The sequence below is a fragment of the Aliivibrio salmonicida LFI1238 genome (assembly GCF_000196495.1).
Classification (GTDB): domain Bacteria; phylum Pseudomonadota; class Gammaproteobacteria; order Enterobacterales; family Vibrionaceae; genus Aliivibrio; species Aliivibrio salmonicida.
Genome location: NC_011312.1, coordinates 2,320,015 through 2,345,208, shown reverse-complemented (window position 1 = coordinate 2,345,208; position 25,194 = coordinate 2,320,015). Strand labels below are relative to the sequence as shown.

The 25,194-nt window shown below is 38.5% G+C and carries 25 protein-coding genes and 1 pseudogene; 13 read left to right on the top strand and 13 right to left on the bottom strand.

Annotation, left to right across the window (positions count from 1 at the left end; all coding sequences use genetic code 11):
- The first annotated feature begins 50 nt into the window (after positions 1–50).
- The gene (locus VSAL_RS11465; RefSeq protein WP_012550700.1) at positions 51–551 is read left to right on the top strand and encodes a YfbU family protein; all 501 of its coding nucleotides are present in this window, start codon (positions 51–53) and stop codon (positions 549–551) included.
- A gap of 196 nt (positions 552–747) precedes the next feature.
- Here the strand turns inward: VSAL_RS11465 and VSAL_RS11460 are convergent, their stop codons facing one another.
- Complete coding sequence (locus tag VSAL_RS11460; protein WP_012550699.1) at positions 748–1,806, bottom strand: porin; 1,059 nt, start codon at positions 1,804–1,806, stop codon at positions 748–750.
- A gap of 498 nt (positions 1,807–2,304) precedes the next feature.
- Between VSAL_RS11460 and rlmA the strand changes: the two genes are divergently transcribed.
- From rlmA to VSAL_RS11430, 6 genes are all read left to right on the top strand, one after another.
- Positions 2,305–3,114: a 23S rRNA (guanine(745)-N(1))-methyltransferase gene (gene rlmA / locus VSAL_RS11455; RefSeq protein WP_012550698.1), complete on the top strand. Its 810-nt coding sequence runs from the start codon at positions 2,305–2,307 to the stop codon at positions 3,112–3,114.
- A gap of 244 nt (positions 3,115–3,358) precedes the next feature.
- Positions 3,359–3,676: a hypothetical protein gene (locus tag VSAL_RS11450; protein WP_197535565.1), complete on the top strand. Its 318-nt coding sequence runs from the start codon at positions 3,359–3,361 to the stop codon at positions 3,674–3,676.
- A gap of 48 nt (positions 3,677–3,724) precedes the next feature.
- Positions 3,725–4,039: an IS66 family insertion sequence element accessory protein TnpA gene (tnpA, locus tag VSAL_RS11445; protein ID WP_012548925.1), complete on the top strand. Its 315-nt coding sequence runs from the start codon at positions 3,725–3,727 to the stop codon at positions 4,037–4,039.
- On the top strand, positions 4,036–4,383 hold the full coding sequence (gene tnpB / locus VSAL_RS11440) for an IS66 family insertion sequence element accessory protein TnpB (protein WP_012548924.1): 348 nt from the start codon (positions 4,036–4,038) through the stop codon (positions 4,381–4,383). The genes tnpA (VSAL_RS11445) and tnpB (VSAL_RS11440) overlap by 4 nt, the downstream gene beginning before the upstream one ends.
- Before the next feature lie 71 nt (positions 4,384–4,454).
- Positions 4,455–5,942 (top strand): IS66-like element ISVsa2 family transposase, encoded by a 1,488-nt coding sequence (locus VSAL_RS11435; protein WP_012549088.1) that lies wholly within the window; start codon positions 4,455–4,457, stop codon positions 5,940–5,942.
- Between the two features lie 114 nt (positions 5,943–6,056).
- Complete coding sequence (locus VSAL_RS11430) at positions 6,057–6,284, top strand: hypothetical protein (protein ID WP_197535564.1); 228 nt, start codon at positions 6,057–6,059, stop codon at positions 6,282–6,284.
- Here VSAL_RS11430 and clcA read toward each other — a convergent pair.
- The gene (gene clcA, locus VSAL_RS11425; RefSeq protein ID WP_012550697.1) at positions 6,281–7,681 is read right to left on the bottom strand and encodes a H(+)/Cl(-) exchange transporter ClcA; all 1,401 of its coding nucleotides are present in this window, start codon (positions 7,679–7,681) and stop codon (positions 6,281–6,283) included. The genes VSAL_RS11430 and clcA overlap by 4 nt on opposite strands.
- 452 nt (positions 7,682–8,133) lie before the next feature.
- Complete coding sequence (gene lpxM / locus VSAL_RS11420) at positions 8,134–9,075, bottom strand: lauroyl-Kdo(2)-lipid IV(A) myristoyltransferase (RefSeq protein WP_012550696.1); 942 nt, start codon at positions 9,073–9,075, stop codon at positions 8,134–8,136.
- A 77-nt stretch (positions 9,076–9,152) separates the two neighbouring features.
- Here lpxM and VSAL_RS11415 point away from each other — a divergent pair, with 77 nt between their 5' ends.
- On the top strand, positions 9,153–9,578 hold the full coding sequence (locus VSAL_RS11415; RefSeq protein WP_012550695.1) for an HIT domain-containing protein: 426 nt from the start codon (positions 9,153–9,155) through the stop codon (positions 9,576–9,578).
- A 49-nt stretch (positions 9,579–9,627) separates the two neighbouring features.
- On the opposite strand, the gene VSAL_RS11410 is transcribed toward VSAL_RS11415, so the two are convergent.
- From VSAL_RS11410 to VSAL_RS11400, 3 genes are all read right to left on the bottom strand, one after another.
- Positions 9,628–10,761, bottom strand: coding sequence for a GGDEF domain-containing protein (locus VSAL_RS11410; RefSeq protein ID WP_012550694.1), 1,134 nt, complete (start codon positions 10,759–10,761; stop codon positions 9,628–9,630).
- A 106-nt stretch (positions 10,762–10,867) separates the two neighbouring features.
- Positions 10,868–11,125 carry a YfcL family protein gene (locus tag VSAL_RS11405; protein WP_012550693.1) on the bottom strand — a complete coding sequence of 86 codons (258 nt, stop codon included), beginning with the start codon at positions 11,123–11,125 and terminating at the stop codon, positions 10,868–10,870.
- A 7-nt stretch (positions 11,126–11,132) separates the two neighbouring features.
- On the bottom strand, positions 11,133–11,663 hold the full coding sequence (locus VSAL_RS11400) for an elongation factor P hydroxylase (RefSeq protein WP_012550692.1): 531 nt from the start codon (positions 11,661–11,663) through the stop codon (positions 11,133–11,135).
- A 188-nt stretch (positions 11,664–11,851) separates the two neighbouring features.
- On the opposite strand from VSAL_RS11400, the gene VSAL_RS11395 reads away from it, so the two are divergent.
- Entirely contained in the window at positions 11,852–12,358 is a 507-nt protein-coding gene (locus VSAL_RS11395; protein ID WP_012550691.1) for an MgtC/SapB family protein, read from the top strand.
- 132 nt (positions 12,359–12,490) lie between these two features.
- Entirely contained in the window at positions 12,491–13,132 is a 642-nt protein-coding gene (locus tag VSAL_RS11390; protein WP_012550690.1) for a trimeric intracellular cation channel family protein, read from the top strand.
- Between the two features lie 187 nt (positions 13,133–13,319).
- Here the strand turns inward: VSAL_RS11390 and aroC are convergent, their stop codons facing one another.
- Both aroC and prmB read right to left on the bottom strand, forming a co-directional pair.
- Complete coding sequence (gene aroC, locus VSAL_RS11385; protein WP_012550689.1) at positions 13,320–14,405, bottom strand: chorismate synthase; 1,086 nt, start codon at positions 14,403–14,405, stop codon at positions 13,320–13,322.
- A 401-nt stretch (positions 14,406–14,806) separates the two neighbouring features.
- The gene (prmB, locus tag VSAL_RS11380; protein WP_044583302.1) at positions 14,807–15,739 is read right to left on the bottom strand and encodes a 50S ribosomal protein L3 N(5)-glutamine methyltransferase; all 933 of its coding nucleotides are present in this window, start codon (positions 15,737–15,739) and stop codon (positions 14,807–14,809) included.
- A gap of 51 nt (positions 15,740–15,790) precedes the next feature.
- On the opposite strand from prmB, the gene smrB reads away from it, so the two are divergent.
- Positions 15,791–16,324, top strand: coding sequence for an endonuclease SmrB (smrB, locus tag VSAL_RS11375; protein WP_012550687.1), 534 nt, complete (start codon positions 15,791–15,793; stop codon positions 16,322–16,324).
- A 44-nt stretch (positions 16,325–16,368) separates the two neighbouring features.
- Here the strand turns inward: smrB and sixA are convergent, their stop codons facing one another.
- Positions 16,369–16,839 carry a phosphohistidine phosphatase SixA gene (sixA, locus tag VSAL_RS11370; RefSeq protein WP_012550686.1) on the bottom strand — a complete coding sequence of 157 codons (471 nt, stop codon included), beginning with the start codon at positions 16,837–16,839 and terminating at the stop codon, positions 16,369–16,371.
- A gap of 154 nt (positions 16,840–16,993) precedes the next feature.
- Here sixA and VSAL_RS11365 point away from each other — a divergent pair, with 154 nt between their 5' ends.
- Positions 16,994–19,726, top strand: a complete 2,733-nt coding sequence (locus VSAL_RS11365; protein WP_044583301.1) for an insulinase family protein — start codon at positions 16,994–16,996, stop codon at positions 19,724–19,726.
- Positions 19,727–19,738: 12 nt separating this feature from the next.
- Here the strand turns inward: VSAL_RS11365 and VSAL_RS11360 are convergent, their stop codons facing one another.
- From VSAL_RS11360 to nhaC, 4 genes and pseudogenes are all read right to left on the bottom strand, one after another.
- Positions 19,739–21,226 (bottom strand): IS66-like element ISVsa2 family transposase, encoded by a 1,488-nt coding sequence (locus tag VSAL_RS11360; RefSeq protein ID WP_012549008.1) that lies wholly within the window; start codon positions 21,224–21,226, stop codon positions 19,739–19,741.
- 71 nt (positions 21,227–21,297) lie between these two features.
- Positions 21,298–21,645 carry an IS66 family insertion sequence element accessory protein TnpB gene (gene tnpB, locus VSAL_RS11355; protein ID WP_012548924.1) on the bottom strand — a complete coding sequence of 116 codons (348 nt, stop codon included), beginning with the start codon at positions 21,643–21,645 and terminating at the stop codon, positions 21,298–21,300.
- A complete protein-coding gene (tnpA, locus tag VSAL_RS11350; protein ID WP_012548925.1) occupies positions 21,642–21,956 on the bottom strand; it encodes an IS66 family insertion sequence element accessory protein TnpA in 315 nt (104 codons plus the stop codon). The genes tnpB (VSAL_RS11355) and tnpA (VSAL_RS11350) overlap by 4 nt, the downstream gene beginning before the upstream one ends.
- A gap of 77 nt (positions 21,957–22,033) precedes the next feature.
- Positions 22,034–23,429, bottom strand: a pseudogene (nhaC, locus tag VSAL_RS11345) (Na+/H+ antiporter NhaC).
- 620 nt (positions 23,430–24,049) lie between these two features.
- Here nhaC and asd point away from each other — a divergent pair.
- Positions 24,050–25,165, top strand: a complete 1,116-nt coding sequence (asd, locus tag VSAL_RS11340; protein WP_012550685.1) for an aspartate-semialdehyde dehydrogenase — start codon at positions 24,050–24,052, stop codon at positions 25,163–25,165.
- Positions 25,166–25,194: the final 29 nt, after the last annotated feature.

Genomic DNA, 25,194 nt, shown 5'->3' with positions numbered 1-25,194 from the left:
TAGCTTCAACTTTTTATATAAATTTAAATAATAATTTTGAGGTTATCCTAATGGATATGACTAATGCTCAACGCTTGATCCTTTCAAACCAGTATTATCTGATGTCACAAATGGATCCAGAAAACGCGGAAAAATACCAACGCCAACAACTGATTGTTGAACGTGGTTATGAACTGCAAATTCGTGAATTAGACAAAGATTTTGGCAGTATCTCTGAAACAGAATGTCGTGAAATTATCGACTTCATGGAGATGTACCATGCAATGCAAGAATCTTACAATATGCTGATCCCTGAATGCCAAGCAAAAGTAGATGCACGTCGTTTACAGTTTTTAGGTTTTGATATTGCGACTGAAGCACAGCAAGTAAACTATGTGCGTTTCCTTACAAACTCTGAAGGTCTATACCCTCAGTTTGATAAAGCGGATCATCATTTTAATAGCCAAATGCCTATGATGGACAAGTACCGTCGTATGTTAACAACATGGCGTAACTGCCCACGTCAATACCATTTATGCTCTACTGAAATGGCGCAAATTTTTAACGCATAATCAGAACACAGTAACTCAATTCTAAATCCTCGCTCTTGCGGGGATTTTTTATATCCGATCTTCACTGAATATTATGCCCTTAAATAAAAAATCCTCGCTAACGAATTAGCGAGGATTTGAGTATTCTAACCTGATTGATAATTAACTAAGAATCCACCCTTATAGATAAACAGCAATATCAATATTATTGGTCAGATTAGAATTCATAGCGAAGACCTAAGTGGTAGTAATCTTCTTCAGCGTCGTTCCAGCTCATCACGTTAGTGCTCGCAGGTACTGCTTTGCCATTTTCACCGTTACGCATCACGTAACTTGTGTAGATAGAAGAACGAGCCGTTAAGTGGTATTGAACTTCAAAGGTAGTATCTTTGTATTCCGCTTCATCACCACCGCTGTTTTCTAATGAGCGGTAGCCCATGCGCGCTGTCCAATCATCATTGATGTTGTATACCGCTGTTAATTCATAGCTCTTATCTGTTGATTTATCAGAGTACACACCTTCGATTTCATCTTGGTTATACATTGCAGCAAGCGTTAATTCATTCAGTTTGTATTGAAGACCCGCACCCCAGAATGTGTAATCTGCATCTGGATTATCTGCGTTTTCACCGGTACTGTTTGCTTGGTATGCTATAACAGGTGCTAATGTACCCGCGTTACCTAAATCAAATGTGTAGCGACCTACTGCATTGTAAGAACCATCTTGGTCTGAATCTGAGTTACCTAAAATGTAAGCAACTGACATATCAAACGCACCAAAACTGTTTTGATATTGAATAGTGCCATCTTGGCGGAATGTTTGAGCTGCTGAATTATCAACTAACTCCATTTGACGACCTAAAACCACATCAGAAGCCGCAAATACATCGCCTAAATCAGAAAGCATAATGATGCCTGAAGCAACACGACCAAAAGTCACTTTACCCGCTTCAGAAGCGTCAATACCCGCCCATACGTAACGAGGTGACCAATCGCCATTGCCGCGAGCTTCAGCCGCATTTACTTGATATTCTGCCCAACCAATAACAGACACTTTATCATTAACGACTTGAGAGCCACCTAGACCGATACGTGCATCAAAATTACCAACTGAATCGCCCTCTTCACCCATGCCTGCACGGTCAGTAATGTTAAAACCTAAACGGCTATATACATCAATTGTCGAACCATCTTCTGCTGTGTATACCGTTGTTGCTGATGCAGAGCCAGCCATAAGTAGTGCTGGTACCGCTAATGCTAAAAGTGTCTTTTTCATGTTATATACCCTATATTTTTGAACTTATATTGGTTTGACGGTTCTATAAGTTGAACGCCTAACTCAAGAATTCTTGCAATCCATACATGTTTTGTCGAATCCGTTGACAGCAATCATGCAACATTAATTCGCTCTGCAAAATTAATAGAGTAAATAGTTTGAACGTGATCAAAAACAAGTGACGTAAAAAAACATAAATCAAGGATAAACAGCAAGATATGAAAGTCTAAACCTTTTTAAATTTAGACTTTTTTAACTTCATTTCGATCGAAATCACACATTAATGCGAGAGTCGAATAAAGTAGAGTGAGCCTGATCACTTAATTTTTATAACAAAAAAGGTCTTATTAGTTTCTATTAGCCGCTGTATTTGAAGTAAATCACATTATGAACGTTAAGATTCTAAGGTAATTATCGCTATAGAATATTTATCCGTGGCTCTTTTTATTCCGCCAATGAAGAAGTACACTTCGGCTAAACTAATTTCCAGGTGTTTCCATGTCTTATCAATGCCCTTTATGCCAGCACGAATTACACGTTACGCATAATCAATATCGCTGTGAAAATAATCATCAATTTGATAATGCAAAAGAAGGGTATGTGAATCTCATGCCTGCACATCATAAACGCTCGAAGAACCCGGGTGATAATAAAGAGATGATGCAAGCAAGACGTGCTTTTTTAGAAGCAGGACATTACCAACCTATGCAACAGCTGGTTGCTGATTTTTGTCAAACCTACCTTACTGATGAATCATCTACCTTATTAGATATCGGTTGTGGTGAAGGTTATTACACTGCCGAAATTCAGAACCGCCTTGTAGAAAGACGCGCTCAAGTATTTGGACTAGACATATCAAAAGTAGCGATTAAATTTGCCGCAAAACGTTATCCAAACTGTCAATTTAGCGTGGCATCGAGCCATCGTTTGCCTTTCTCTGATCAAAGTTTAAATGGCATTGTTCGCATTTATGCGCCATGCAAAGCCGAAGAGTTACAACGTACGATTAAAGACGAGGGTTATTTGTTTACTGTAACCCCTGCAAGTCATCACTTATTTGAGCTACGTGAAGAAGTTTATGGTGAAGTACGCTTACACGATGAAGCCGCTGAGGAAATTGAAGGCTTTGAATTGGTAAAAGAAGAAAAGCTTACTTACGATATGTCATTAACGGGCATTGAAGCATTACATTTACTGGATATGACGCCTTTTTCATGGAAAGCCACACCTGAATTTAAACATGATTTAGCAAATAAAACATCGTTCATCTGTAAAGCTGATTTCATGATAAGAGCTTATAAAAAATAAACCTACCAATCAATCTCAAAAATAAGAATACGAGATAACCCATTAATTTTAAATGGGTTATCTTTATAACGCACAATAAAAATAGCTCGCAATTTAACAATAACGCAACATCCAGAAAAACATAATCCCAAAAGGTCTAGACTAAAAGCATTAGATAATACGTCCATTTTAAAATAAAAAATAACTAAAACGACTTATGCCTAAAGCCAATACTTTTTGATGATTATCAATATGGATGGAGCCTATGAAATATGTATTTATATGCCTTATTTGTTTGTTTTCGACCAACAGCCTAGCAAAAATAGACAGTATCTATTTATCTTCAGGGTTACAAAAGTCATCGTTAACTTTAAATGGCGCAGAAATTGACTTAGAAGATAGCTTGTTCATTAAAGCAGGTTATCCGTTCATGTTAGCCCCAAATTATTTTCTAATTCTTGAATTTGAATATAATAAAATAGGTAACTTTGAACGAAATGTTTCTGACGGCCTTAATTATGAACGAACCAACGTCGATGCAAGCTCTTATGTAAGCGTGCGGGGAACTACACCTAACAAATAAAATTCATTATGCGTATCTTACGATCTTTCATTTAACGAGAACGTAATTATGCAAAAAGATAAAAAGAGAACACCAGAGCAATGGCACGCTCTATTTGAATCTCAGCAATCTAGCAAGCTTAGTGCCGCTGAATTTTGTCGTAACCATAATATTCTGCCAAAGACATTTAGTGCACGTAAAGCACGATGGAAACAAAAGATTAACGCTTCTACTTTCTTGAAAGTAGAAGCGTTAACATCAACTATCATCGCCACTCCACAATTACCAGATATTCAACTTTCTATCGGAAAATTGCGATTAACATTGCCAGCTAATACTGAACCTCACTGGATAGGACTCTTATTAAAAGGGTATCAATCATGAATGTATTTACTGATGTTTCCACCATTTATCTTCATCGTGATTTTGTCGATTTTCGCAAGGCCATTAATGGCCTTGTCGTGATTGTTGAGCAAGAAATGCAACTATCACCGTTTAGTGATGCTCTATTTATATTTTGCAATAAGCCTCGTGATAAACTCAAAATATTGTATTGGGATAAAACAGGATTCGCTTTATGGTACAAGCGATTAGATGAAGACCGCTTCAAATGGCCACGAAATATAAATAACGATACGTTAGCATTATCAGAGCAGCAACTGACACTGCTATTACAAGGTTTTGATATCTTAGGACATCAACCGGTACATTATCAAACAACCCTTTAAATAGTTGATTCTCAGTCAAGAATAGGAGGCAACCGATTGATTACCTGTATTATCGTTATATAGTCATCTACATGACTGATAAAATAAAACCACTTCCTGATACCATTGACGAGCTGAAAGCACTTGTGCTTCAGCTTGAAAATAAATATAACCGTCTTCTAGAGCAATTTCGACTGGCTCAACATCAGCGCTTTGGTAAAAGCAGTGAATCTGACTCGACTCAATTTGATTTATTCAATGAAACAGAAGAAGAAATCATCATTGAAAATGATGACACACAAACGATTACCTACACTCGTCAAAAGCCAAAACGCCAACGCTTACCTGAAGACTTACCGCGTACTGTTATTATCCACGACATAAAAGATAAAACTTGTAAGTGTTGCGGTCTAGAGATGCATGCGATGGGTAAAGACATCAGTGAAAAGTTGGAATTTGTACCAGCTAAAGTGGAAGTTATTCAACATGTTCGTCCTAAATATGCTTGCCGAAATTGTGAAAAAAACAATACTTCAGTAGACATTAAACAAGCCCCAATGCCAGCGTCACCAATCCCTAAAGGGATTGCGACCGCAAGTTTACTTGCTCAAATTATTACGGCTAAATTTCAATACAGTCTTCCACTTTATCGTCAAGAAACGTTATTTCAGCAATGGGGTATCATTATTGGACGGCGAACGATGGCGGATTGGTTAATAAAATGCTCGGTACTATTTACCCCTCTTAATAACGAGTTACATCGTATTTTGCTTGAACAACCCACTCTGCATTGTGATGAAACAACGGTAAATGTGTTGGATGTTGAAAAAGCAAAATGTTATATGTGGGTCTACTGCTCTGGCTATGATTCTCCAGGCTCTGGTGTTTTGCCTGGAATTGTACTTTATGATTATCAATCTAGCAGGCATGGCTACCATCCAGTTAACTTTTTAAAAGGTTATAACGGGTATTTACATACCGATGGTTACCAAGGTTATGAACAAACTGAAGCGATGTTAGTTGGCTGTTGGGCACACGCACGTCGACGATTTATTGAGGCTCAACGTGTTCAAGTAAAAGGGAAAACAGGGAGTGCAGATTGGGTATTGAGTAAAATCCAAAAGCTATACCGGATCGAATCGTTATTAAAAGAGGCTTCCCCTGAAGCCAAGTATGTTGCTAGGCAGACAGAAGCCCGCGATTTACTTAAAGAGCTCCGTGATTGGCTTGATAGCGCAGTTAGTCGAGTATCACCTAAAACAAAATTAGGTGAGGCGATTAGCTATACATTAAATCAATGGGATAAATTAGTTCGTTATATTGATGATGGATTGTTATCTATTGATAACAATCGAGCAGAGCGAGCGGTTAAACCGTTTGTTATCGGCCGGAAAAACTGGTTATTTTCGGGTTCAACGGCTGGTGCAGATTCAAGTGCAATGCTTTACAGCATTGTAGAAACAGCAAAGGCAAACGGATTAATCCCTTACGATTATATTAGGTATTGTCTAGATCGTTTATGTGTTGGATCGCCAGATATCGATTCACTTTTACCTTGGAATGTAAAAGACAAGGTGTAGTTCCCCGCACGCTTACGCTCTTATGGCATCAACTTAAAATACCTTTCTTATCTTTTTGATTCTGATTTTTACTTAGCAAGCCTATTAAGTGCAAATAAGTACTCTCTGGATCTCATGATTGACTCTTTATCTCAAGAAACCACGAATGGCACAACACTCCAAACTACCATCAAAGGTGCAAAAGAATTCGATGAGTTCGGTTTATCTTATGGTGTAGAAATTGGTTACTCACTGCCATATTCGATGAATATAGCAGCAAGTTACACGATGGGACGTATGGTTGCAGATGGTATTGCAGTGGACTTCATTTCGAGTCAATTAATACTGAGTTATCTATTTTAATTACTTGCTGGGCTATTTTTATCAACCCTCAACTCTTTATCCTCAAGTAACGATTGTTTGAGTAATGCTGAATACAACGGTTGACCGCCTAAAGCTTGCGCAATAAAGGTAGCCCCTAGGCACGTCACTAATAATGGTAAAATTAGTTGATAATTATTTGTCATTTCAACAACGAGTATTATCCCCGTTACCGGAGCTCGAACTGTGGCAGCAAACAGTGCCCCCATACCTGCAATCGCGTAAACTCCGGGTTCTGAAACCCATTCAGGAAACCAAGCCGCCATCACGATGCCATAAGACAAACCTAATAAGGTACCTAGAGTTAGCATTGGGGCAAAAATCCCCCCCGGAGCACCAGATGCAAAACAAGCGACGGTAACAATAATTCTCAGAACAAAAAATCCAACCATTACCATCCACATCATTGGACTATGAAACATTTCTGTAATGATCTCCATCCCACTGCCTGACAGTTTAGGAACCACCAATTGTAAAAAAGCAAAAGTACCACCAAACATCGCACCAACAAGCACTAATCGTGATAATTTATTTTGATGATATTCTTTAACTCGACTTGTCCCTTTCAAAATCCACTTATTAAAGTTAACCCCAATCACCCCAAATAAAATACCCAAAACAGCAAATAAGATAAGAGATCGTAATGGAGGGACATCAAAGTGAGGTATATCCAAGAACGCGGCTTGTCCATGCAAAGAACGCATAACAATAGTGGCGACTGCTGTCGCTAATGTAACGCATTTAATCGACGTAATACTGTAACGAAACTGCGGACGCATTTCTTCGACAACAAATAGGATACCAGCAAGAGGAGCATTAAATGCCGCAGCCAACCCCGCCGCCGCACCTGCTGCGGTTAAAATATGAGTTGTGTGACTAAAACGCTTACCTTTACTGGCAATCATTCGTCCAACGGCACCACCAATTTGAATAGATGGCCCTTCTCGACCCAGTACCATCCCGGATCCAATAGTTAATGTGCCAGCAATAAACTTAATCGGTAATACTCTATGCCACCGGATTTCATGCGTACCATCAAGTGCCCCTTCAATATGGGGAATACCACTGCCCGCCACTTCTGGTGCAAATTTAAACGTTAACCAAAAACCAACCGCAGCCATAGCCGCCCCGGCTAAAACAGCCGCAACCAGAGCAATATATTCAGCGTAAGGAAGCGTATGAACAAACGTTAAACGCTGCTCTGTGATCCAACGAATAGACTCTTCGAATAATGCAACTACAGAGCCGGTGATCCCCCCAACGAGTGCCGATAAAAAAAGCAATGAAAAATATTCAGTTTGAGTTGTTAAGAATTTCGGTGTGGTACGGTGTTTTAACAGACCGCCTTGAAAAAAGCGGAAATTGGGTGATTTAGGCATTTATTTGGTCAACTTAGCGCTAAACGGCATTTTTATTTGAACAGAGAACACGTGGAACTAAAGAGGTATAATGTAATAAGAAGTATACGCTTTGAGAAAAGATAGACCCTAGCCATTTGTTAAAACTTAGATTGATTAAATGATTAAGATCTCTTTTTTAACAAAAATATTGAATTTAACCAGATACAAGCTGACACCCTATCAAAGACTCATCTCTCACAGAATAAATTCAACTTAAAATCAAACACTTAGATAAAATTAAAACATGATAATCTATTTTTTATCTTGTGTTTTATTCTACACAACTATTGACTTTATAAACACACAAATAATTAACAATAAGAATGCGCTATCAATAAGAGCACTATTATTAACAATTTATAGCAATAAAAAGCCCGCTTAGTGTTTCCACTAAACGGGCTATAAACGATATCGACCTCATTCTCTATTATTTAATAGAGACGACTGCCATCTGGTCGAGAACGCAATAAATTAAGCACCCACATATATTGCTCAGGATGTCCCTCAAGTAATTGTTCGATCGCAATATTCATTGACCGAGCGTCTGTTTCTTCATCACCTGCTGGGAAATCGGCAATCGCAGGTAAGGTAATAATTTCAAATTGACCCGTTTCTGCATTATATGATGGCAACATTGGAACCACTTTCGCTTTAGACAAGCGCGCCAATTTACCAAAGCCTTTAAGCGTTGCTTTTTGCGTACCGAAAAAAGGAACAAAAACACTGTTTTGTGGCCCATGATCTTCATCTGGAAGGTAATACGCTAAGTACCCTTCTTTAATCGCTTTAATCAATGGTTTTATTCCAGCGCTACGTGCGTAAATCTTCCCACCATATTGCATACGCTGAACATGCATTAACCAATCAGTGATTGGGTTTTTCTGTGGTTTCATCATCGTAGTCACATGGTAACCACGCGATGCAAGTAAAATAGCAGGGAAATCGATAGCCCAAGCATGAGGGGCTAAAATAATAATATTCTCTTTTTGTTCAAGTAAAGGAAATAAATTTTCTCCACCAACAAAAATACCACGCGCTTCATTATGCTTACGACTACGAACAAGCAGCTCAGAAAGACCAAGCATAACTTGAGCTCCCGTAATGTATGTTTTTTCTAACAATTCTTGTTTTTCTTGCTCAGATTTTTCAGGAAAACACGTCGCAATATTCAACTTCGCTCGTTTAATACCACTGCTTGGTTTCTTTAAAACTAATTTAACGATTTTAGCGGCAAGTTTATCGCGCAATCGAAAAGGAACAAACGCTAAAATAATACCAAAACCAACAGCTAACCACGTAGGCCAATATCTAGGATGAAGGAATGCCCATTGAAAAGTTGGGTTATATACATTTTTATCGATTTTTTCGCTCATGAATCGCTTCACTTATTCTTTATTATGAACTGATTATGATATAACAAAGCATTACTGATAGAAACCAAGGAAATGGAATGGCTTTTCAATTACATCCACGTTTACAGCAAGATTGCGTCCTTTTAGGGGATCTTCCACTATGCCAAGTTTTATTAATAAAAGAAGACATTGGTCCTTGGCTTATTTTAGTTCCTCGTATAAATGATCTGAAAGAAATTCACCACATGACTCCAGAGCAACAAGGTCAGTTTATTCAAGAGTCGAGCGCTGTCGCACAACTTTTAGAAGATAATTTTTCTCCAGACAAAATTAACCTAGGCGCATTAGGTAATTTAGTTCCTCAATTGCATATTCACCATATTGCTCGTTTTACGACTGATGTTGCATGGCCTGGGCCTGTATGGGGGAATACAACGGGAACCATTAGAGAGCAATCATCTCAAACTAAGTTAGTGGATTTACTTAGAGATAAATTAATTTCTTTAGGTACATTTAAGCGCTAATGTAAAGAAAAGACCTAGCCAATCATTAATGCATTAACTAGGTCTTCAATTATTTATTATTTACCATTCGAGTGACATTCAACTCATCTCTTGGCATTAACTCAAAGTGATGCTGACGAGTTTCATGACAAATTTGTTTCGCTTGATACATTTTATTATCCGCAGCAATAATCAATTTATCCATACTCAATTTAGCCCCCGGATACAGCGATGCCCCGCCAATACTTAACGTAACAGGATGCTCTGAGCTTTTATCAAACAATTCAATTAAACGTAAGCATAAATTCTTTGCTTCTTCGATTTTAGTGTTAGGTAACACGATACAAAATTCATCGCCGCCATAACGGGATACAAAATCCATCTTTCGTATAATTTGCGTTGCCGATTGAGCAAAACCAACTAAGACCTCATCCCCCGCTTTATGTCCATGAGTATCATTCACTTCTTTAAAGAAATTGATATCAATATAAAGTAAAGTCAGGTGTTGTTGGCAACGCTCTGTAATATTGAAACTTTTCTCAAGTAATTCATAAAATGCACGTTGATTATATAATCCAGTCAATGCATCTTTCATCGATAAGTCCGTCAGCTCTGCCGTGCGTTTTGCCACCACGTTTTCTAAATTATGAGCGTACAATTCAAGCTGTTGATTTGCAGATTCAACTTCAATTTGCAAGCTGGCAATATAAGTATCAAACACCAGCTGATTATCAAAATAGAATAACTTTCTTAATGATAGTGTGATGTCTTGAGAGGATTGATTATAAAGGTGGGCTTGTTCTGCAATAACTTCTTCAATCAGTAACTGAAGTTGATTAATACCAGAAAGGTAAAGCTTTGGACTCACACCAATACGATGGTGAATTTTACCAATTCTTAACCGTTTATCGACATACGCTTGGTCATACAGGCCACTGAATAACTCTAACGTGTACTTAGCCATACTGACATGCAGACGAGATAATGTTTCTTTATCTCCGATCACTAAAGAAATTTCAGGCAATTGCGTTTGAGCCACATAAAATCGAGCAACAATAGCATCGACAAAAGGTTCTACCCATTTTAAACAATGCTTCAGCGTATCCGCATCTTCATCGATAAAATTAAGCAGTACCTTTCGTCGTTCAATTTCGTGGTCATTGATGCGCATCTGTTCAGACAACGTCTGTTGTAGTTGCTGCATTTATATCTCCAACGTATAAAATAGATAAAATTTAATTATGTAAATTATACGTTATTGATATAAATGTTTGTGTAGGGTACGTAAGATTAACCTTAATAAATTAAGGTTAATTGCGTAAAAGATCCCATAAATCAGCAACAATGATTCTGTCTGCTGGAGATAATTCAGATTTTGCGGCTTCTAAACTGTCATTAATATGCTGTTTTAATACATCAAGATCACTAACGCCCTGCTCTTCACATTTCGCTACTGACAGGGAAATATGCCCACGTAAATACCCACCAGCAAATAACTCATCATCTGATGCAGTTTCAATACGAGCATCAATTAATTCAAGCAGTTTTTCTTCAAATTCAATGATCATTTCTTTCCTATTGGACAATAAATTGTTCTTTAGTTAATGGGGCGGTTTGGTAAAAGTCACGTAACGCAGTAGATAACATCTCAACTCGCGGTGGTAAACCGTCATCTAAAACAGACATCACTTCATTATGCACTTTAGTCATGAATGCTAAACGATCTGGTTCAAAATCGCCATTTAAGTTGTCACAACTGACATTAAATTTTAACCCTGCACTCAATGATAAAATCCACTCATAAGCTTGAGGACGAATTTCTACTTTTTCAAATTCAGCTTGTACTTTTTCAGTACGCCCATCAGGCTCATACCAATAGCCAAAATCTTCAAGTAAACGTCGTTCATGGCCTGCAACACACCAATGAGCAATCTCATGCATACCAGAGGCATAAAACCCTCTTGCAAAGATAATACGATGAGAATCATGTTCCTCATCTGCTGGCAAATAAATAGGTTCATCCCCCCCCAATTCTAACTTAGTATTAAATGAATCTAGAAAGGTGGCGTTAAACACTGCAATCAAATCTTGGTATTGGTGAGACATAAAACAGACTTAGCAATAATAAATAGACGAGTATTTTACTCTATCAATCCCAAAAGAGACACGTAGATGAATAATTTTTATCTTCTCTTTAAAAATTATTCATTATCTGTTCAAAATACCAACTGCTATTCTCCGCTTTCTTTACTAACCTAACTATATTAGTGATACATACGGGAGCCTTTCTCTTGATGGAGAACACCATATTTAACCTAGAACACTTACTTGACCTAGGCCCATTTTCTTGGACGGCACTCATTGCCTGTGCTTTTAATGGTTTTCTTATCGGTACTGAACGCCAAACAAGAGGAAAGCCTGTAGGCATTAGAACCTCTATTTTAATCATTTCAGGAACCTATTTTTTCCTTGCGATGGCGATGTCCCTCTCAGAAAACTCACTTGATCACGCCAGAGTATTAGGTCAAATAATTACAGGCATTGGATTTCTTGGTGCAGGTGTCATGATGACATTGGATGGAAAGATACACGGCGTAACCTCTGCGGCAATCATTTGGGTACTCGCGGCATTAGGAATGATGATTGCTCTAGGCTACATTCAACAGTCCATCATTATTACGCTGCTTGCTCTCTTTGTACTATTGGGTATTGATAAACTTGAAAATACATTTAAAAGTCTTCGTAGAGGCGTACATCAAAAGATACTGAATATAAGAACCCATAGACCTAAAGATCATTAATACCCACATTTGGATTAAAAAAACTAATCTGAAAACCATCAGAATAGTTTTTTTCATTCGTCATGAGAGCTTAAATTTCATAAAATCCTTTTCTTATTATTTCGCCTACATGGCACGTTATGGTATTAGAAAATGTTATTAACAATTCTTTATATTATTGGAATAACCGCTGAAGCAATGACAGGTGCATTGGCAGCGGGTAAGAAAAAGATGGATTGGTTCGGAGTAATGTTAGTAGCGAGCGCAACCGCAATTGGTGGTGGAACGATTCGTGACATTTTACTTGGTCATTACCCTGTTGGTTGGGTTAAAAACCCACACTTTCTAGTCATTACTTGTATTGCAGGTGTACTCACTACGTGGGTCGGTCCATGGGTAGCGAAAAATCATCGTTTCTTTGTATTGCTTGATGCCATTGGATTAATTGTATTTAGTATCATCGGCTCTCAAGTGGCTTTAGATATGGGCTTGCACCCCCTTATTTGTGTGGTTGCTGCGATTGTCACTGGTGTATTTGGTGGGTTATTACGTGATTTATTTTGCCGCCAAATGCCAATGGTCTTACACAAAGAATTGTATGCTTCAATCTCTCTGCTATCGTCAGTGTTATACATTGGATTATTACGATTTGACGTAAGTGAACTAATTGCAACAATCGTCACTCTGACTGTCGGTTTCTCTGCACGCATGGCCGCCGTAAAATTTGGCTGGTGCTTACCTGTATTCCATTTGGATATCGCAGAAGATCAGCAAGAAACAATTGAAAAGAATTAAATGTTAAAGACACTAAATTTTAGGCCAAAGTAAGCACAACTTAACACCAAGAAATTTAGACCCTATAGAACAAAAAAGCCAGATTGATAATGGTATTCAATCTGGCTTTTTTATGTATCTCTATTTTATAATGCAGAATATCTTCCTGCTTTTACTCGTCTGTACCGTTGAGTTCTTAGGCTCTTCTTTAAATTTTTGGTGTTTCAGTTTGTACGCCAAAATTTTGGCCACGATGACGAACTAAATGATCCATAACCACAATGGCAAGCATTGCTTCAGCAATCGGTACTGCGCGAATGCCAACACATGGATCATGACGACCCTTAGTAATTAGCTCTGTTTTTTCACCACGACGAGTAATTGTTTCACCCGGAACCGTAATGCTTGAGGTTGGTTTTAATGCAATATGAGCAATGATATCTTGCCCAGATGAAATACCACCCAAAACACCGCCGGCATGGTTTGAACTGAAGCCTTCAGGCGTTAATGGGTCACGGTGTTCAGAACCACGTTGCTGAACAACCTCAAAACCATCACCAATCTCAACCCCTTTAACGGCGTTAATACCCATAAGTGCATGTGCAATATCAGCATCTAAACGATCAAACACTGGCTCACCTAAACCGACAGGCACACTTTTAGCCACAACCGTGATCTTAGCACCAATGGAATCACCTTCTTTTTTCAACTTACGGATAAGTTCATCAAAGGCATCAACTTTACTTGCATCTGGACAGAAAAAGGCATTATTTTCAATTTCATTCCAATCAACGGATTCAATAGCAACATCACCCATTTGTGATAAGTAAGCTCTGATCTCAATACCAAATTCTTGTTGTAGGTATTTCTTTGCTACTGCACCCGCAGCCACACGCATTGCGGTTTCACGAGCAGAAGAACGACCACCACCTCGGTAATCACGTTCTCCATACTTTTGGTAATAGGTGTAATCGGCATGTCCCGGACGGAACTTATCTTTAATCTCAGAATAATCTTTAGATCGTTGGTCGGTATTTTCAATCAATAAACCAATCGACGTACCCGTTGTTCTGCCCTCAAAAACACCAGATAAAATCTTAACTTCATCTGCTTCACGGCGTTGAGTGGTGTATTTTGATGTGCCAGGTTTACGACGATCTAAGTCAATCTGTAAGTCAGCTTCTGTCAGCGCTAATCCCGGAGGACAGCCATCCACAATACAGCCTAAAGCTAAACCGTGACTTTCACCAAACGTCGTTACTCGAAAATGTTGTCCTATAGAATTTCCAGCCATTACTTCCTCTGTAAATTTTGTATATGAATCGTTATAAAACCATATTCGCTTGAATCAGAGTAAGAGTAAACCCCCTATGTGGTGCGTTTCTCTGTTTATCGGAATAAAAAATAAATAAAATAAAAATAGAACCACCATTATTAATACAAAGAGTAAAGATTCATTGGATTCTGTCGATACATCTATCAATAATAAAACTATGTGGTAAGAAATTCATTATGAAATTATTTCGTTTAGTTCTAAAAGTATTAAGTCGTGATCAATCTGCTCAAAAGCAACAAAACCTACGTAATCGCTTAGATTTCGCGATGTCTCAGACTAAAGAACTATAAAAAAAGCCCGATGAAAACATCAGGCTTTAAGTATCAACGTATTTTAAGACAATAATAATTGTCTAATTTTTAATCTCGGTATAATGAGAACTCATCAGCACAGTCAAGAAGTTGTTGTTTAGTTAACATGAATACACCATGTCCACCGTCAGCAAATTCGATCCACGTGAATGGAATATCTGGGTATTGCTCCATCATATGTACCATTGAATTACCCACTTCACAAATCAAAAAACCTTCATCTGTCAGATAATCAGGTGCATTTGCTAAAATACGACGAACTAACTTCAATCCATCCGTACCCGCAGCCAAACCTAATTCAGGCTCATGCTCAAACTCTTCAGGTAAACTGTTCATGTCTTCTTCATCCACATATGGAGGATTAGACACAATAAAGTTGTATTGATCTTTTGGAATATCACGAAATAAATCAGAACGCATAGGGAACACTTGTTGTTCCATTCCATGGTCTTGAATATTTTGTTCAGCAACCATTAAGGCATCTGTAGAGATATCAATCGCATCGACTTCTGCTTCAGGGAAAGCATGAGCACACGCAATAGCAATACAGCCACTGCCAGTACACAAATCCATAATTCGTGTTGGAGTTTCAGTTAACCATGGTTCAAATTGTGCTTCAATTAACTCAGCAATTGGAGATCGAGGCACAAGAACGCGTTCATCAACAAAAAACTCTAATCCACAAAACCATGCTTTATTTGTTAAATAAGCCGTTGGAATACGTTCATTAATACGACGAACAACACGCTCAACAATACGTAAACGCTCACTTGTAGTAAGACGAGATTCACGCACATGCGCAGGCACATCGATAGGCAGATATAATGTTGGAAGTACAAGCTGAACCGCTTCATCCCACGCATTATCTGTTCCGTGACCATAAAAAAGGCCCGCAGCGTTAAAACGACTTACCGTCCAACGTAACATATCTTGTAACGTATGAAGCTCAGAAACTGCCTCTTCTACAAAAATCTTATCCAAAATTGCCCCCAAAACAAGTACAATACTGCTGTTAATTATTGGAATCTAAAAATGAGTAAAAACGACCACCTATCAGATGACGAACTTTCTCTGTTCCGTGAAGCAGTACAAGGCTCTAAAAAGTTGCGACAGGATACCATAATCCATCAACCGAGTAAGAACTTTAGCGAACAACAAAAGCAAAGAAAATCATTAAAAGAAGGGAAAAATGAAGAGTTTTTCTTTTCTGACGAATTTGTCCCACTTCTTAATGAAGACGGCCCAGTTCGCTACGCGCGTGATGGCGTATCAAAGTATGAAGTAAAGCGTCTACGACGTGGGGTTTATGTCCCTGATGTATTTTTAGATATGCATGGCATGAAGCAAGATGAAGCCAAACGAGAGTTAGGCTCAATGATTGCGTATTGCTTAAAAGAAAATATATCTTGTGCCAGTGTCATGCACGGTATCGGCAAGCACATATTGAAACAAAAAGTCCCTTTATGGCTAGCCCAACACCCAGACGTAATGGCATTCCATCAAGCACCTTTAGAATTTGGTGGCGCAGGCGCCATTTTAGTTTTACTTTCGATCCCAGACCGATAATATAATTTGAGGGAATAACGTACCCTCAAATTATCTCTCTTTATTTATGGCTGCTGTAACCACAATAAATCGCTTTTTCCTGTCTGATGAGAAAACTCAACACACGAAATAGCCGATGTAGGAAACATTGGCGGCATAATCCCCGGAACAAAATCAGCCGTTAAATACCCAACTAATGGCAAATGAGACACAATTAATACATTATTAATCGCTTCAACGCTGCCTAATGCTTTTACGTACTCTACAACATCATCAGAATCACCATAAGGTGTTATCTCATCTGATATTTCTACCTTAGCCTTTGCCACATTTAATATTGGCTTAATCACTTGCCATGTTTGTTGTGCTCGAACATAAGGGCTGACTAATACATAATCAAAAGCAACTTGATGTGTTTTCATTAACCAGTTGGCAATTACGGCTGATTGGCTTTCACCGTGCGATGTTAAATTACGCTCTTCATCAGAGGCTGCATACGCTTCAGCTTCACCATGACGCATTATGAATACTTTCATTGAATCATTCTCAAAATCATTACTAACCTCACAATAGTAGCAAGCAATTGAAAAAAGAGGAAAGAGAGAGTTTGCTACTCTGTGGTATCAGCGCCATAATTAAGTAATAAATATAATAATTAAGACGGTTTACGTCTTAAAACAGGAGATACCTGTGCATATCAGCCCTAATGATCAAAAGAAATATCGACTTATTGAGCTCGATAACAAACTTTCCGTTTTATTAATTCAAGATGACAGTGCCCCTCGTTCTTCTGCTGCCCTCTCTGTGAATGTTGGTCATTTTGATGATCCTGAACATCGCCCAGGTCTTGCTCATTTTTTAGAGCACATGCTGTTTCTTGGAACAGAAAAATACCCAAAAGTCGGTGAGTTTCATTCGTTTATAAACCAACACGGTGGATCTAATAATGCGTGGACTGGCACAGAAAACACCACATTTTTCTTTGAAACATCCCACACCGCTTTTGAAGAAGGTCTAGACCGTTTTAGTCAATTCTTTTACGCCTCTCTTTTTAATGCAGAAGCCGTAGATAAAGAAAGACTCGCTGTTGATTCTGAATATAAATTAAAATTAAAAGACGATGTTCGTCGTATCTATCAAGTCCATAAAGAAACCATTAATCAAGCGCATCCTTTTTCTAAATTCTCTGTAGGCAGCATTGATACGCTTGCGGATACTAAAAAATCAACAATCCGCGATGAAATGCTTGAGTTTTACCAACAATATTACTCTGCCGATCTCATGACCGCAGTCGTATTAGGTAATCGCCCTCTTTGCGAGTTGGAATTATTAGCCACGCAATCTTTCGCGTCTATCCCTAATCAAAATTTACGACAAAAAACCGTCGCGGTTCCATATGTCACCCCAAAAGAGCAATCGTGCTGGATAAATATCGAACCTCTAAAAGAAGTTCGCAAACTGAGCTTGGCGTTTCATTTACCAAACCAAGATCCAATGTACAAAACAAAACCATTAAATTACCTCGGTCATTTATTGGGTTATGAAGGTGATGGCAGCCTCATGCTACACCTAAAGAAATTGGGCTACATTAATTCATTAACGGCCGGCGGCGGTGTCAGTGGGAGTAATTTTAGAGAATTTACTCTGTCCTATAACCTCACAGAGAAAGGGGTTGAACATACCGACAAAATTATCAAAACCACATTTCAATACATTGAATTAATTAGGCAACAAGGACTTGATGAATGGCGTTACACAGAGAAAAAAGCAGTCTCTGAATCGGCTTTTCAATTCCAAGAAAAAAGCAAACCATTGGATCTTGTCAGCCACTTAGTCATGAACCTTCAACGCTATAATCCAGAAGACGCGATGTATGCTGATTACATGATGGACGGTTATCATGCACATCAAATTACCGAATTGCTTGATCTTCTAACACCTTCGCAAATGCGAGTGACTTTAGTTGCACAAGGGTTAACGTATGATCGTCAAGATAAGTGGTATCAAACCCCTTACTCTGTAACACCATTAACGGATCTGCAATTGGCCTCATGGAGTGAGCTTGAACTTCATACCGATCTCTGTCTACCAGAGAAAAATCCTTATATCTGTTATGACTTAGAGCCTAAAAAAATTGCAGAACATAAAGAAAATCCAACACTCATAGACGATCTTCCTGGCTTTCGTTTATGGCATAAACAAGAAGAAGAATTTCGAGTTCCTAAAGGCGTTGTTTATATCGCGATAGACAGCCCTCACTCGATTTCAGATCCTAGAAAAATAGTAAAGACACGTTTATGTGTTGAAATGCTGATGGACGCATTGAGTGAACAAACATATCAAGCCGAAATCGCAGGAATGGGATACAACCTGTATTGCCATCAAGGTGGAGTAACGCTCACATTATCAGGCTTTAGTCAAAAACAGCCCTTATTACTCGATTTAATTTTAAAACGTTTTGCGACGAGAGAATTCAGTGCAGAACGATTTGATATCATCAAAAACCAATTAATTCGTCATTGGAGTAACGCATCAAAAGAGCGTCCGATATCTCAACTTTTCAATGCGTTAAGTGGTATTTTGCAACCAAACAATCCACCTTACCCTGTATTATTAGAAGCCTTAGAAAGCATTGAAGTCGATGAACTGCCTAACTTTGTTCAAGCGATGCTCGCCGAACTTCATGTCGAAATGTTTGTTTATGGTGATTGGACAGAAAAAGAAGCCCAAGAGTTGGGGGATTCATTAAAAGACGCATTAAGAATGCAGAACCAAAGCTACGGTGAGTCCTTCCGTCCTTTAGTCATGCTCGGGGGCTCTGGTACTTTTCAGCGCGAATTATTCTGTGACCATTCCGATTCTGCACTGTTAGTTTATTACCAATCGGTAAAAAAAGATCCTCGCAGTTTTGCTATTTATACACTTGCAAACCATTTAATGTCTGCGTCTTTCTTCCATGAAATCCGTACAAAACAACAATTAGGTTATATGGTTGGTACCGGTAATTTACCTCTAAATAAATACCCGGGGTTGATTCTGTATGTTCAATCACCAATGGCTCCTCCTGCTTTATTACTCGATGCCATTGATGAGTTTTTGAATGCGCTTTATATGGTGCTATTAGAATTGAATGAAGCTCAATGGAACAGCAGTAAACAAGGGTTAATCGATCAAATCGCCGATCCAGACACCAATTTACGTGGTCGAGCACAGCGATTCTGGACATGCATTGGTAATAAAGATCTTAGTTTTGATCATAAAGAGCGAGTAACAGAAGAATTAGAAAGTGTGACTCGAACTGAAATGCTTCGCTTTGTCGTCGGTATACTAAAACCAAGAACGGCAAATCGATTAATCATGCACAGCCAAGGTACTGAACATCAACACTATGATCGTCTCGATGAAGGATTAGAAATTGAGTAAGCGTGCGGGGAACTACACCTTGTCTTTTACATTCCAAGGTAAAAGTGAATCGATATCTGGCGATCCAACACATAAACGATCTAGACAATACCTAATATAATCGTAAGGGATTAATCCGTTTGCCTTTGCTGTTTCTACAATGCTGTAAAGCATTGCACTTGAATCTGCACCAGCCGTTGAACCCGAAAATAACCAGTTTTTCCGGCCGATAACAAACGGTTTAACCGCTCGCTCTGCTCGATTGTTATCAATAGATAACAATCCATCATCAATATAACGAACTAATTTATCCCATTGATTTAATGTATAGCTAATCGCCTCACCTAATTTTGTTTTAGGTGATACTCGACTAACTGCGCTATCAAGCCAATCACGGAGCTCTTTAAGTAAATCGCGGGCTTCTGTCTGCCTAGCAACATACTTGGCTTCAGGGGAAGCCTCTTTTAATAACGATTCGATCCGGTATAGCTTTTGGATTTTACTCAATACCCAATCTGCACTCCCTGTTTTCCCTTTTACTTGAACACGTTGAGCCTCAATAAATCGTCGACGTGCGTGTGCCCAACAGCCAACTAAAATCGCTTCAGTTTGTTCATAACCTTGGTAACCATCGGTATGTAAATACCCGTTATAACCTTTTAAAAAGTTAACTGGATGGTAGCCATGCCTGCTAGATTGATAATCATAAAGTACAATTCCAGGCAAAACACCAGAGCCTGGAGAATCATAGCCAGAGCAGTAGACCCACATATAACATTTTGCTTTTTCAACATCCAACACATTTACCGTTGTTTCATCACAATGCAGAGTGGGTTGTTCAAGCAAAATACGATGTAACTCGTTATTAAGAGGGGTAAATAGTACCGAGCATTTTATTAACCAATCCGCCATCGTTCGCCGTCCAATAATGATACCCCATTGCTGAAATAACGTTTCTTGACGATAAAGTGGAAGACTGTATTGAAATTTAGCCGTAATAATTTGAGCAAGTAAACTTGCGGTCGCAATCCCTTTAGGGATTGGTGACGCTGGCATTGGGGCTTGTTTAATGTCTACTGAAGTATTGTTTTTTTCACAATTTCGGCAAGCATATTTAGGACGAACATGTTGAATAACTTCCACTTTAGCTGGTACAAATTCCAACTTTTCACTGATGTCTTTACCCATCGCATGCATCTCTAGACCGCAACACTTACAAGTTTTATCTTTTATGTCGTGGATAATAACAGTACGCGGTAAGTCTTCAGGTAAGCGTTGGCGTTTTGGCTTTTGACGAGTGTAGGTAATCGTTTGTGTGTCATCATTTTCAATGATGATTTCTTCTTCTGTTTCATTGAATAAATCAAATTGAGTCGAGTCAGATTCACTGCTTTTACCAAAGCGCTGATGTTGAGCCAGTCGAAATTGCTCTAGAAGACGGTTATATTTATTTTCAAGCTGAAGCACAAGTGCTTTCAGCTCGTCAATGGTATCAGGAAGTGGTTTTATTTTATCAGTCATGTAGATGACTATATAACGATAATACAGGTAATCAATCGGTTGCCTCCTATTCTTGACTGAGAATCAACTATTTAAAGGGTTGTTTGATAATGTACTGGTTGATGTCCTAAGATATCAAAACCTTGTAATAGCAGTGTCAGTTGCTGCTCTGATAATGCTAACGTATCGTTATTTATATTTCGTGGCCATTTGAAGCGGTCTTCATCTAATCGCTTGTACCATAAAGCGAATCCTGTTTTATCCCAATACAATATTTTGAGTTTATCACGAGGCTTATTGCAAAATATAAATAGAGCATCACTAAACGGTGATAGTTGCATTTCTTGCTCAACAATCACGACAAGGCCATTAATGGCCTTGCGAAAATCGACAAAATCACGATGAAGATAAATGGTGGAAACATCAGTAAATACATTCATGATTGATACCCTTTTAATAAGAGTCCTATCCAGTGAGGTTCAGTATTAGCTGGCAATGTTAATCGCAATTTTCCGATAGAAAGTTGAATATCTGGTAATTGTGGAGTGGCGATGATAGTTGATGTTAACGCTTCTACTTTCAAGAAAGTAGAAGCGTTAATCTTTTGTTTCCATCGTGCTTTACGTGCACTAAATGTCTTTGGCAGAATATTATGGTTACGACAAAATTCAGCGGCACTAAGCTTGCTAGATTGCTGAGATTCAAATAGAGCGTGCCATTGCTCTGGTGTTCTCTTTTTATCTTTTTGCATAATTACGTTCTCGTTAAATGAAAGATCGTAAGATACGCATAATGAATTTTATTTGTTAGGTGTAGTTCCCCGCACGCTTACTCTGTTTCTTCTGTGGTAATAATTGGGTCACATTTATCAACAAACCAGCCCATGTAAGACGTAACAATAGTCACGATAATACAAACAAAGCTTAACCACATGAATGGTGCGTAAGACAGTGTCGCTACGCCTAAAATACTCGCCATGTAGATACCGTTATCACTCCATGGCACCATACCTGACGTTAACGTACCACCAAATTCTGCGTTACGAGATAAGTTTTTACGCTTGTAACCTAAGCGGTCGTAGTTTTTCGCACAAATCTTTGGGGTAAGGATCAGTGATACATACATTGCTGAGCCGAAGATGTTACCAAAGAAGGCTGTCGCAATAGTACTTGTCGCAAGTGAGCCAGGACCTTGCACGCGTTTTTCGAATAGTTTAGCGACCGTTTCTAGTACACCCACTTTATCCAGTAGACCACCAAAGCCTAAACCAAAGATAATGACCGCTACCGAACCTAGCATTGAAGACATGCCACCACGATTTAGAATTGAATCGATAAAACCAACCCCTGATTCAATTGAATATGGAGCCCACGCTGTATTAAATGCGGTTAAGAAGTTGATGTCTTGAACCATTACAGCCCAGATAATTCCTAGTAATGAGCCAAAGCTGATCACAGGGAAAGAAGGCATACGCATTGCTAATAGGCCAAGAACAATAACAACAGGAACGAATGAAAATGGGGTAATAACGAATTGTTCTTCCATTGCTAAGATAACTGAATCCACTTGGCTCATATCAACGTTGCCTGCGAAATGGAAACCAAAGGCAGTAAACATAATACCAGTAATAATGTAGCTGATAAGGGCAACAGGAAGCATGCCTTTAATATGTTCTACGACTTCAACACCAGACATAGAAGAAGCAAGAATTACTGAATCAGACAGTGGTGACATTTTATCACCGAAGTAACAACCAGAAAGGATAGCACCGGCAGTAATTGGCAAGTCCTTGACCAATCCCCATCATTGCAATACCCGCAGTACCCGCGGCACCCCAAGAGGTTCCCGTTGCAAGTGCTGTTAATGAACAGATGATCATTGTGGCAAGTAGAAAGATTGATGGGTGAATGGCTTTTAAACCATAGTAAATAATTGTAGGAACAATACCACCAGAGATCCAAGTACCAACTAAGGCACCTACAGCCAAGAGAATTAACACCGCTCCTAGTCCATTAGATATTCCATTTAGAGCTGCTTTTTCTAAAGATTTATAATCATGGCCTAACTTAATACCTAACGTAATTATAATGAACCAGCCTATGTAAAGTGCTAGTTGAATTGGTAGGTCAAGTTGTGCCGTGAATGAAAAGGCAAGAAGTAGAAATAGCCCTAAAGAAATAATTACCTGCGTTAGCGAAGGTAATTTTGTCGTTGCTTGCTTCATGTATAAAGCCTCTTTTTTGTATGCATGAATAAAATTCATACGATAAGGGATTGTGTTTCCTAAACGGGGCTAACTGTACCTGATGATCAAGAAGAGATCGATTAAGTATGATTGAATTGTGATTATCATCTCTAGTCTTGTTAATTCACGCTCTTCTTGGTTGTGAAAGTGTTAATTTGACGTTTTAATATGTTTCATCTTGGTTTCTCTTGTGTTGGTTTGGTTTTATTTTCTTTTAAAGAATGTGGGTATTACTAGATTTAAATATCATTTAATTGGTTATATTTAAATTAATCGTTCGATTTTTTAGTTTAATTATTGATTTAATGAAGTGTAATTAAGTATGTATTTTGTTACTTATTTATTTTTCGTAGGTTAAATCTGAAATTTGCTTCTAATGTATAAAAGCCTTAGAAATCTATGGGGATAAAATCATAATTGATGAGGTAAATAAATTAAGTGATGATAAATTGCACAAATGAAATTCTTTAGTTGTCTGTTTTTCTTTTATTGATGGGTATAAAAAACATAATTCTTAGCCAAATAGTGCTTGAGATCTTTCTCTGTTCATCATATAGATGGGACAGAGAAAATTATTTTTTAAATACAGGGAGAGTACAATGAGAGTAGGTTTAGTTGGCTGGCGTGGCATGGTAGGTTCGGTATTAATGCAACGTATGGTTGAAGAGAGAGATTTTGATCTTATTGAACCTGTATTTTATACCACGTCACAAGTTGGTATTCCTGCGCCTAATTTAGGCAAGGGCGAAAGTCTATTGCAAGATGCGTTTGATATAGAATCATTGTCTAAACTTGATGCAATTATTACTTGTCAGGGTGGCAGTTATACAGAGAAAGTCTATCCTGCGTTACGTAAAGCAGGTTGGAAAGGGTATTGGATTGATGCCGCATCAACATTACGTATGAAAGACGATGCGATTATTAGTTTAGATCCTGTTAATTTCGATCAAATTCAACAAGGTATTCATTCTGGTACTACTACGTATGTAGGTGGTAACTGTACAGTAAGTTTAATGCTTATGGGACTGGGTGGTCTTTATAAAGCAGGGCTTGTTGAGTGGGTGAGCGCAATGACGTACCAAGCGGCGTCTGGCGCCGGTGCTAAAAATATGCGTGAGCTTATTTCTCAAATGGGTGTTATCAATGACAGTGTAACGTCTGAATTAGCGAACCCTTCAAGTTCAATTTTGGATATTGATAAAAAAGTCGCAGAAACGTTACGCTCAGATTCATTTCCTACTTCTGAATTCGGTGCGCCATTAGCGGGTTCATTGATCCCTTGGATTGATGTAAAGCGTGAGAACGGTCAAAGTAAAGAAGAGTGGAAAGCGACCGTTGAAACCAACAAGATCCTAGGTCTACAAGATTCTCCAATTGCGATTGATGGTACGTGTGTACGTATCGGAGCAATGCGTTGTCACTCACAAGCACTGACAATTAAACTGAAACAAGATGTGCCGATGGATGAGATTGAAGAGATCATCGCTACGCATAATGATTGGGTTAAAGTGATCCCGAATGATCGTGATATTACGGCACAAGAACTGACGCCTGCAAAAGTAACGGGTACGTTATCGGTTCCTGTTGGCCGTTTACGTAAGATGTCTATGGGCAATGATTTCCTAAATGCATTTACCGTTGGTGATCAATTATTGTGGGGTGCCGCAGAGCCACTTCGCCGTACATTACGTATTATCCTTAACGAAAAAAGATAATATATATTTCGGTTTTTAGAATTAAAAAA

Coding starts and splice junctions, on each gene's coding strand:
- VSAL_RS11465 (WP_012550700.1), top strand. CDS start 51: ATGGATATGACTAATGCTCAACGCTTGATCCTTTCAAACCAGTATTAT.
- VSAL_RS11460 (WP_012550699.1), bottom strand. CDS start 1,806: ATGAAAAAGACACTTTTAGCATTAGCGGTACCAGCACTACTTATGGCT.
- rlmA (WP_012550698.1), top strand. CDS start 2,305: ATGTCTTATCAATGCCCTTTATGCCAGCACGAATTACACGTTACGCAT.
- VSAL_RS11450 (WP_197535565.1), top strand. CDS start 3,359: ATGAAATATGTATTTATATGCCTTATTTGTTTGTTTTCGACCAACAGC.
- tnpA (WP_012548925.1), top strand. CDS start 3,725: ATGCAAAAAGATAAAAAGAGAACACCAGAGCAATGGCACGCTCTATTT.
- tnpB (WP_012548924.1), top strand. CDS start 4,036: ATGAATGTATTTACTGATGTTTCCACCATTTATCTTCATCGTGATTTT.
- VSAL_RS11435 (WP_012549088.1), top strand. CDS start 4,455: ATGACTGATAAAATAAAACCACTTCCTGATACCATTGACGAGCTGAAA.
- VSAL_RS11430 (WP_197535564.1), top strand. CDS start 6,057: ATGATTGACTCTTTATCTCAAGAAACCACGAATGGCACAACACTCCAA.
- clcA (WP_012550697.1), bottom strand. CDS start 7,681: ATGCCTAAATCACCCAATTTCCGCTTTTTTCAAGGCGGTCTGTTAAAA.
- lpxM (WP_012550696.1), bottom strand. CDS start 9,075: ATGAGCGAAAAAATCGATAAAAATGTATATAACCCAACTTTTCAATGG.
- VSAL_RS11415 (WP_012550695.1), top strand. CDS start 9,153: ATGGCTTTTCAATTACATCCACGTTTACAGCAAGATTGCGTCCTTTTA.
- VSAL_RS11410 (WP_012550694.1), bottom strand. CDS start 10,761: ATGCAGCAACTACAACAGACGTTGTCTGAACAGATGCGCATCAATGAC.
- VSAL_RS11405 (WP_012550693.1), bottom strand. CDS start 11,125: ATGATCATTGAATTTGAAGAAAAACTGCTTGAATTAATTGATGCTCGT.
- VSAL_RS11400 (WP_012550692.1), bottom strand. CDS start 11,663: ATGTCTCACCAATACCAAGATTTGATTGCAGTGTTTAACGCCACCTTT.
- VSAL_RS11395 (WP_012550691.1), top strand. CDS start 11,852: ATGGAGAACACCATATTTAACCTAGAACACTTACTTGACCTAGGCCCA.
- VSAL_RS11390 (WP_012550690.1), top strand. CDS start 12,491: ATGTTATTAACAATTCTTTATATTATTGGAATAACCGCTGAAGCAATG.
- aroC (WP_012550689.1), bottom strand. CDS start 14,405: ATGGCTGGAAATTCTATAGGACAACATTTTCGAGTAACGACGTTTGGT.
- smrB (WP_012550687.1), top strand. CDS start 15,791: ATGAGTAAAAACGACCACCTATCAGATGACGAACTTTCTCTGTTCCGT.
- sixA (WP_012550686.1), bottom strand. CDS start 16,839: ATGAAAGTATTCATAATGCGTCATGGTGAAGCTGAAGCGTATGCAGCC.
- VSAL_RS11360 (WP_012549008.1), bottom strand. CDS start 21,226: ATGACTGATAAAATAAAACCACTTCCTGATACCATTGACGAGCTGAAA.
- tnpB (WP_012548924.1), bottom strand. CDS start 21,645: ATGAATGTATTTACTGATGTTTCCACCATTTATCTTCATCGTGATTTT.
- tnpA (WP_012548925.1), bottom strand. CDS start 21,956: ATGCAAAAAGATAAAAAGAGAACACCAGAGCAATGGCACGCTCTATTT.
- asd (WP_012550685.1), top strand. CDS start 24,050: ATGAGAGTAGGTTTAGTTGGCTGGCGTGGCATGGTAGGTTCGGTATTA.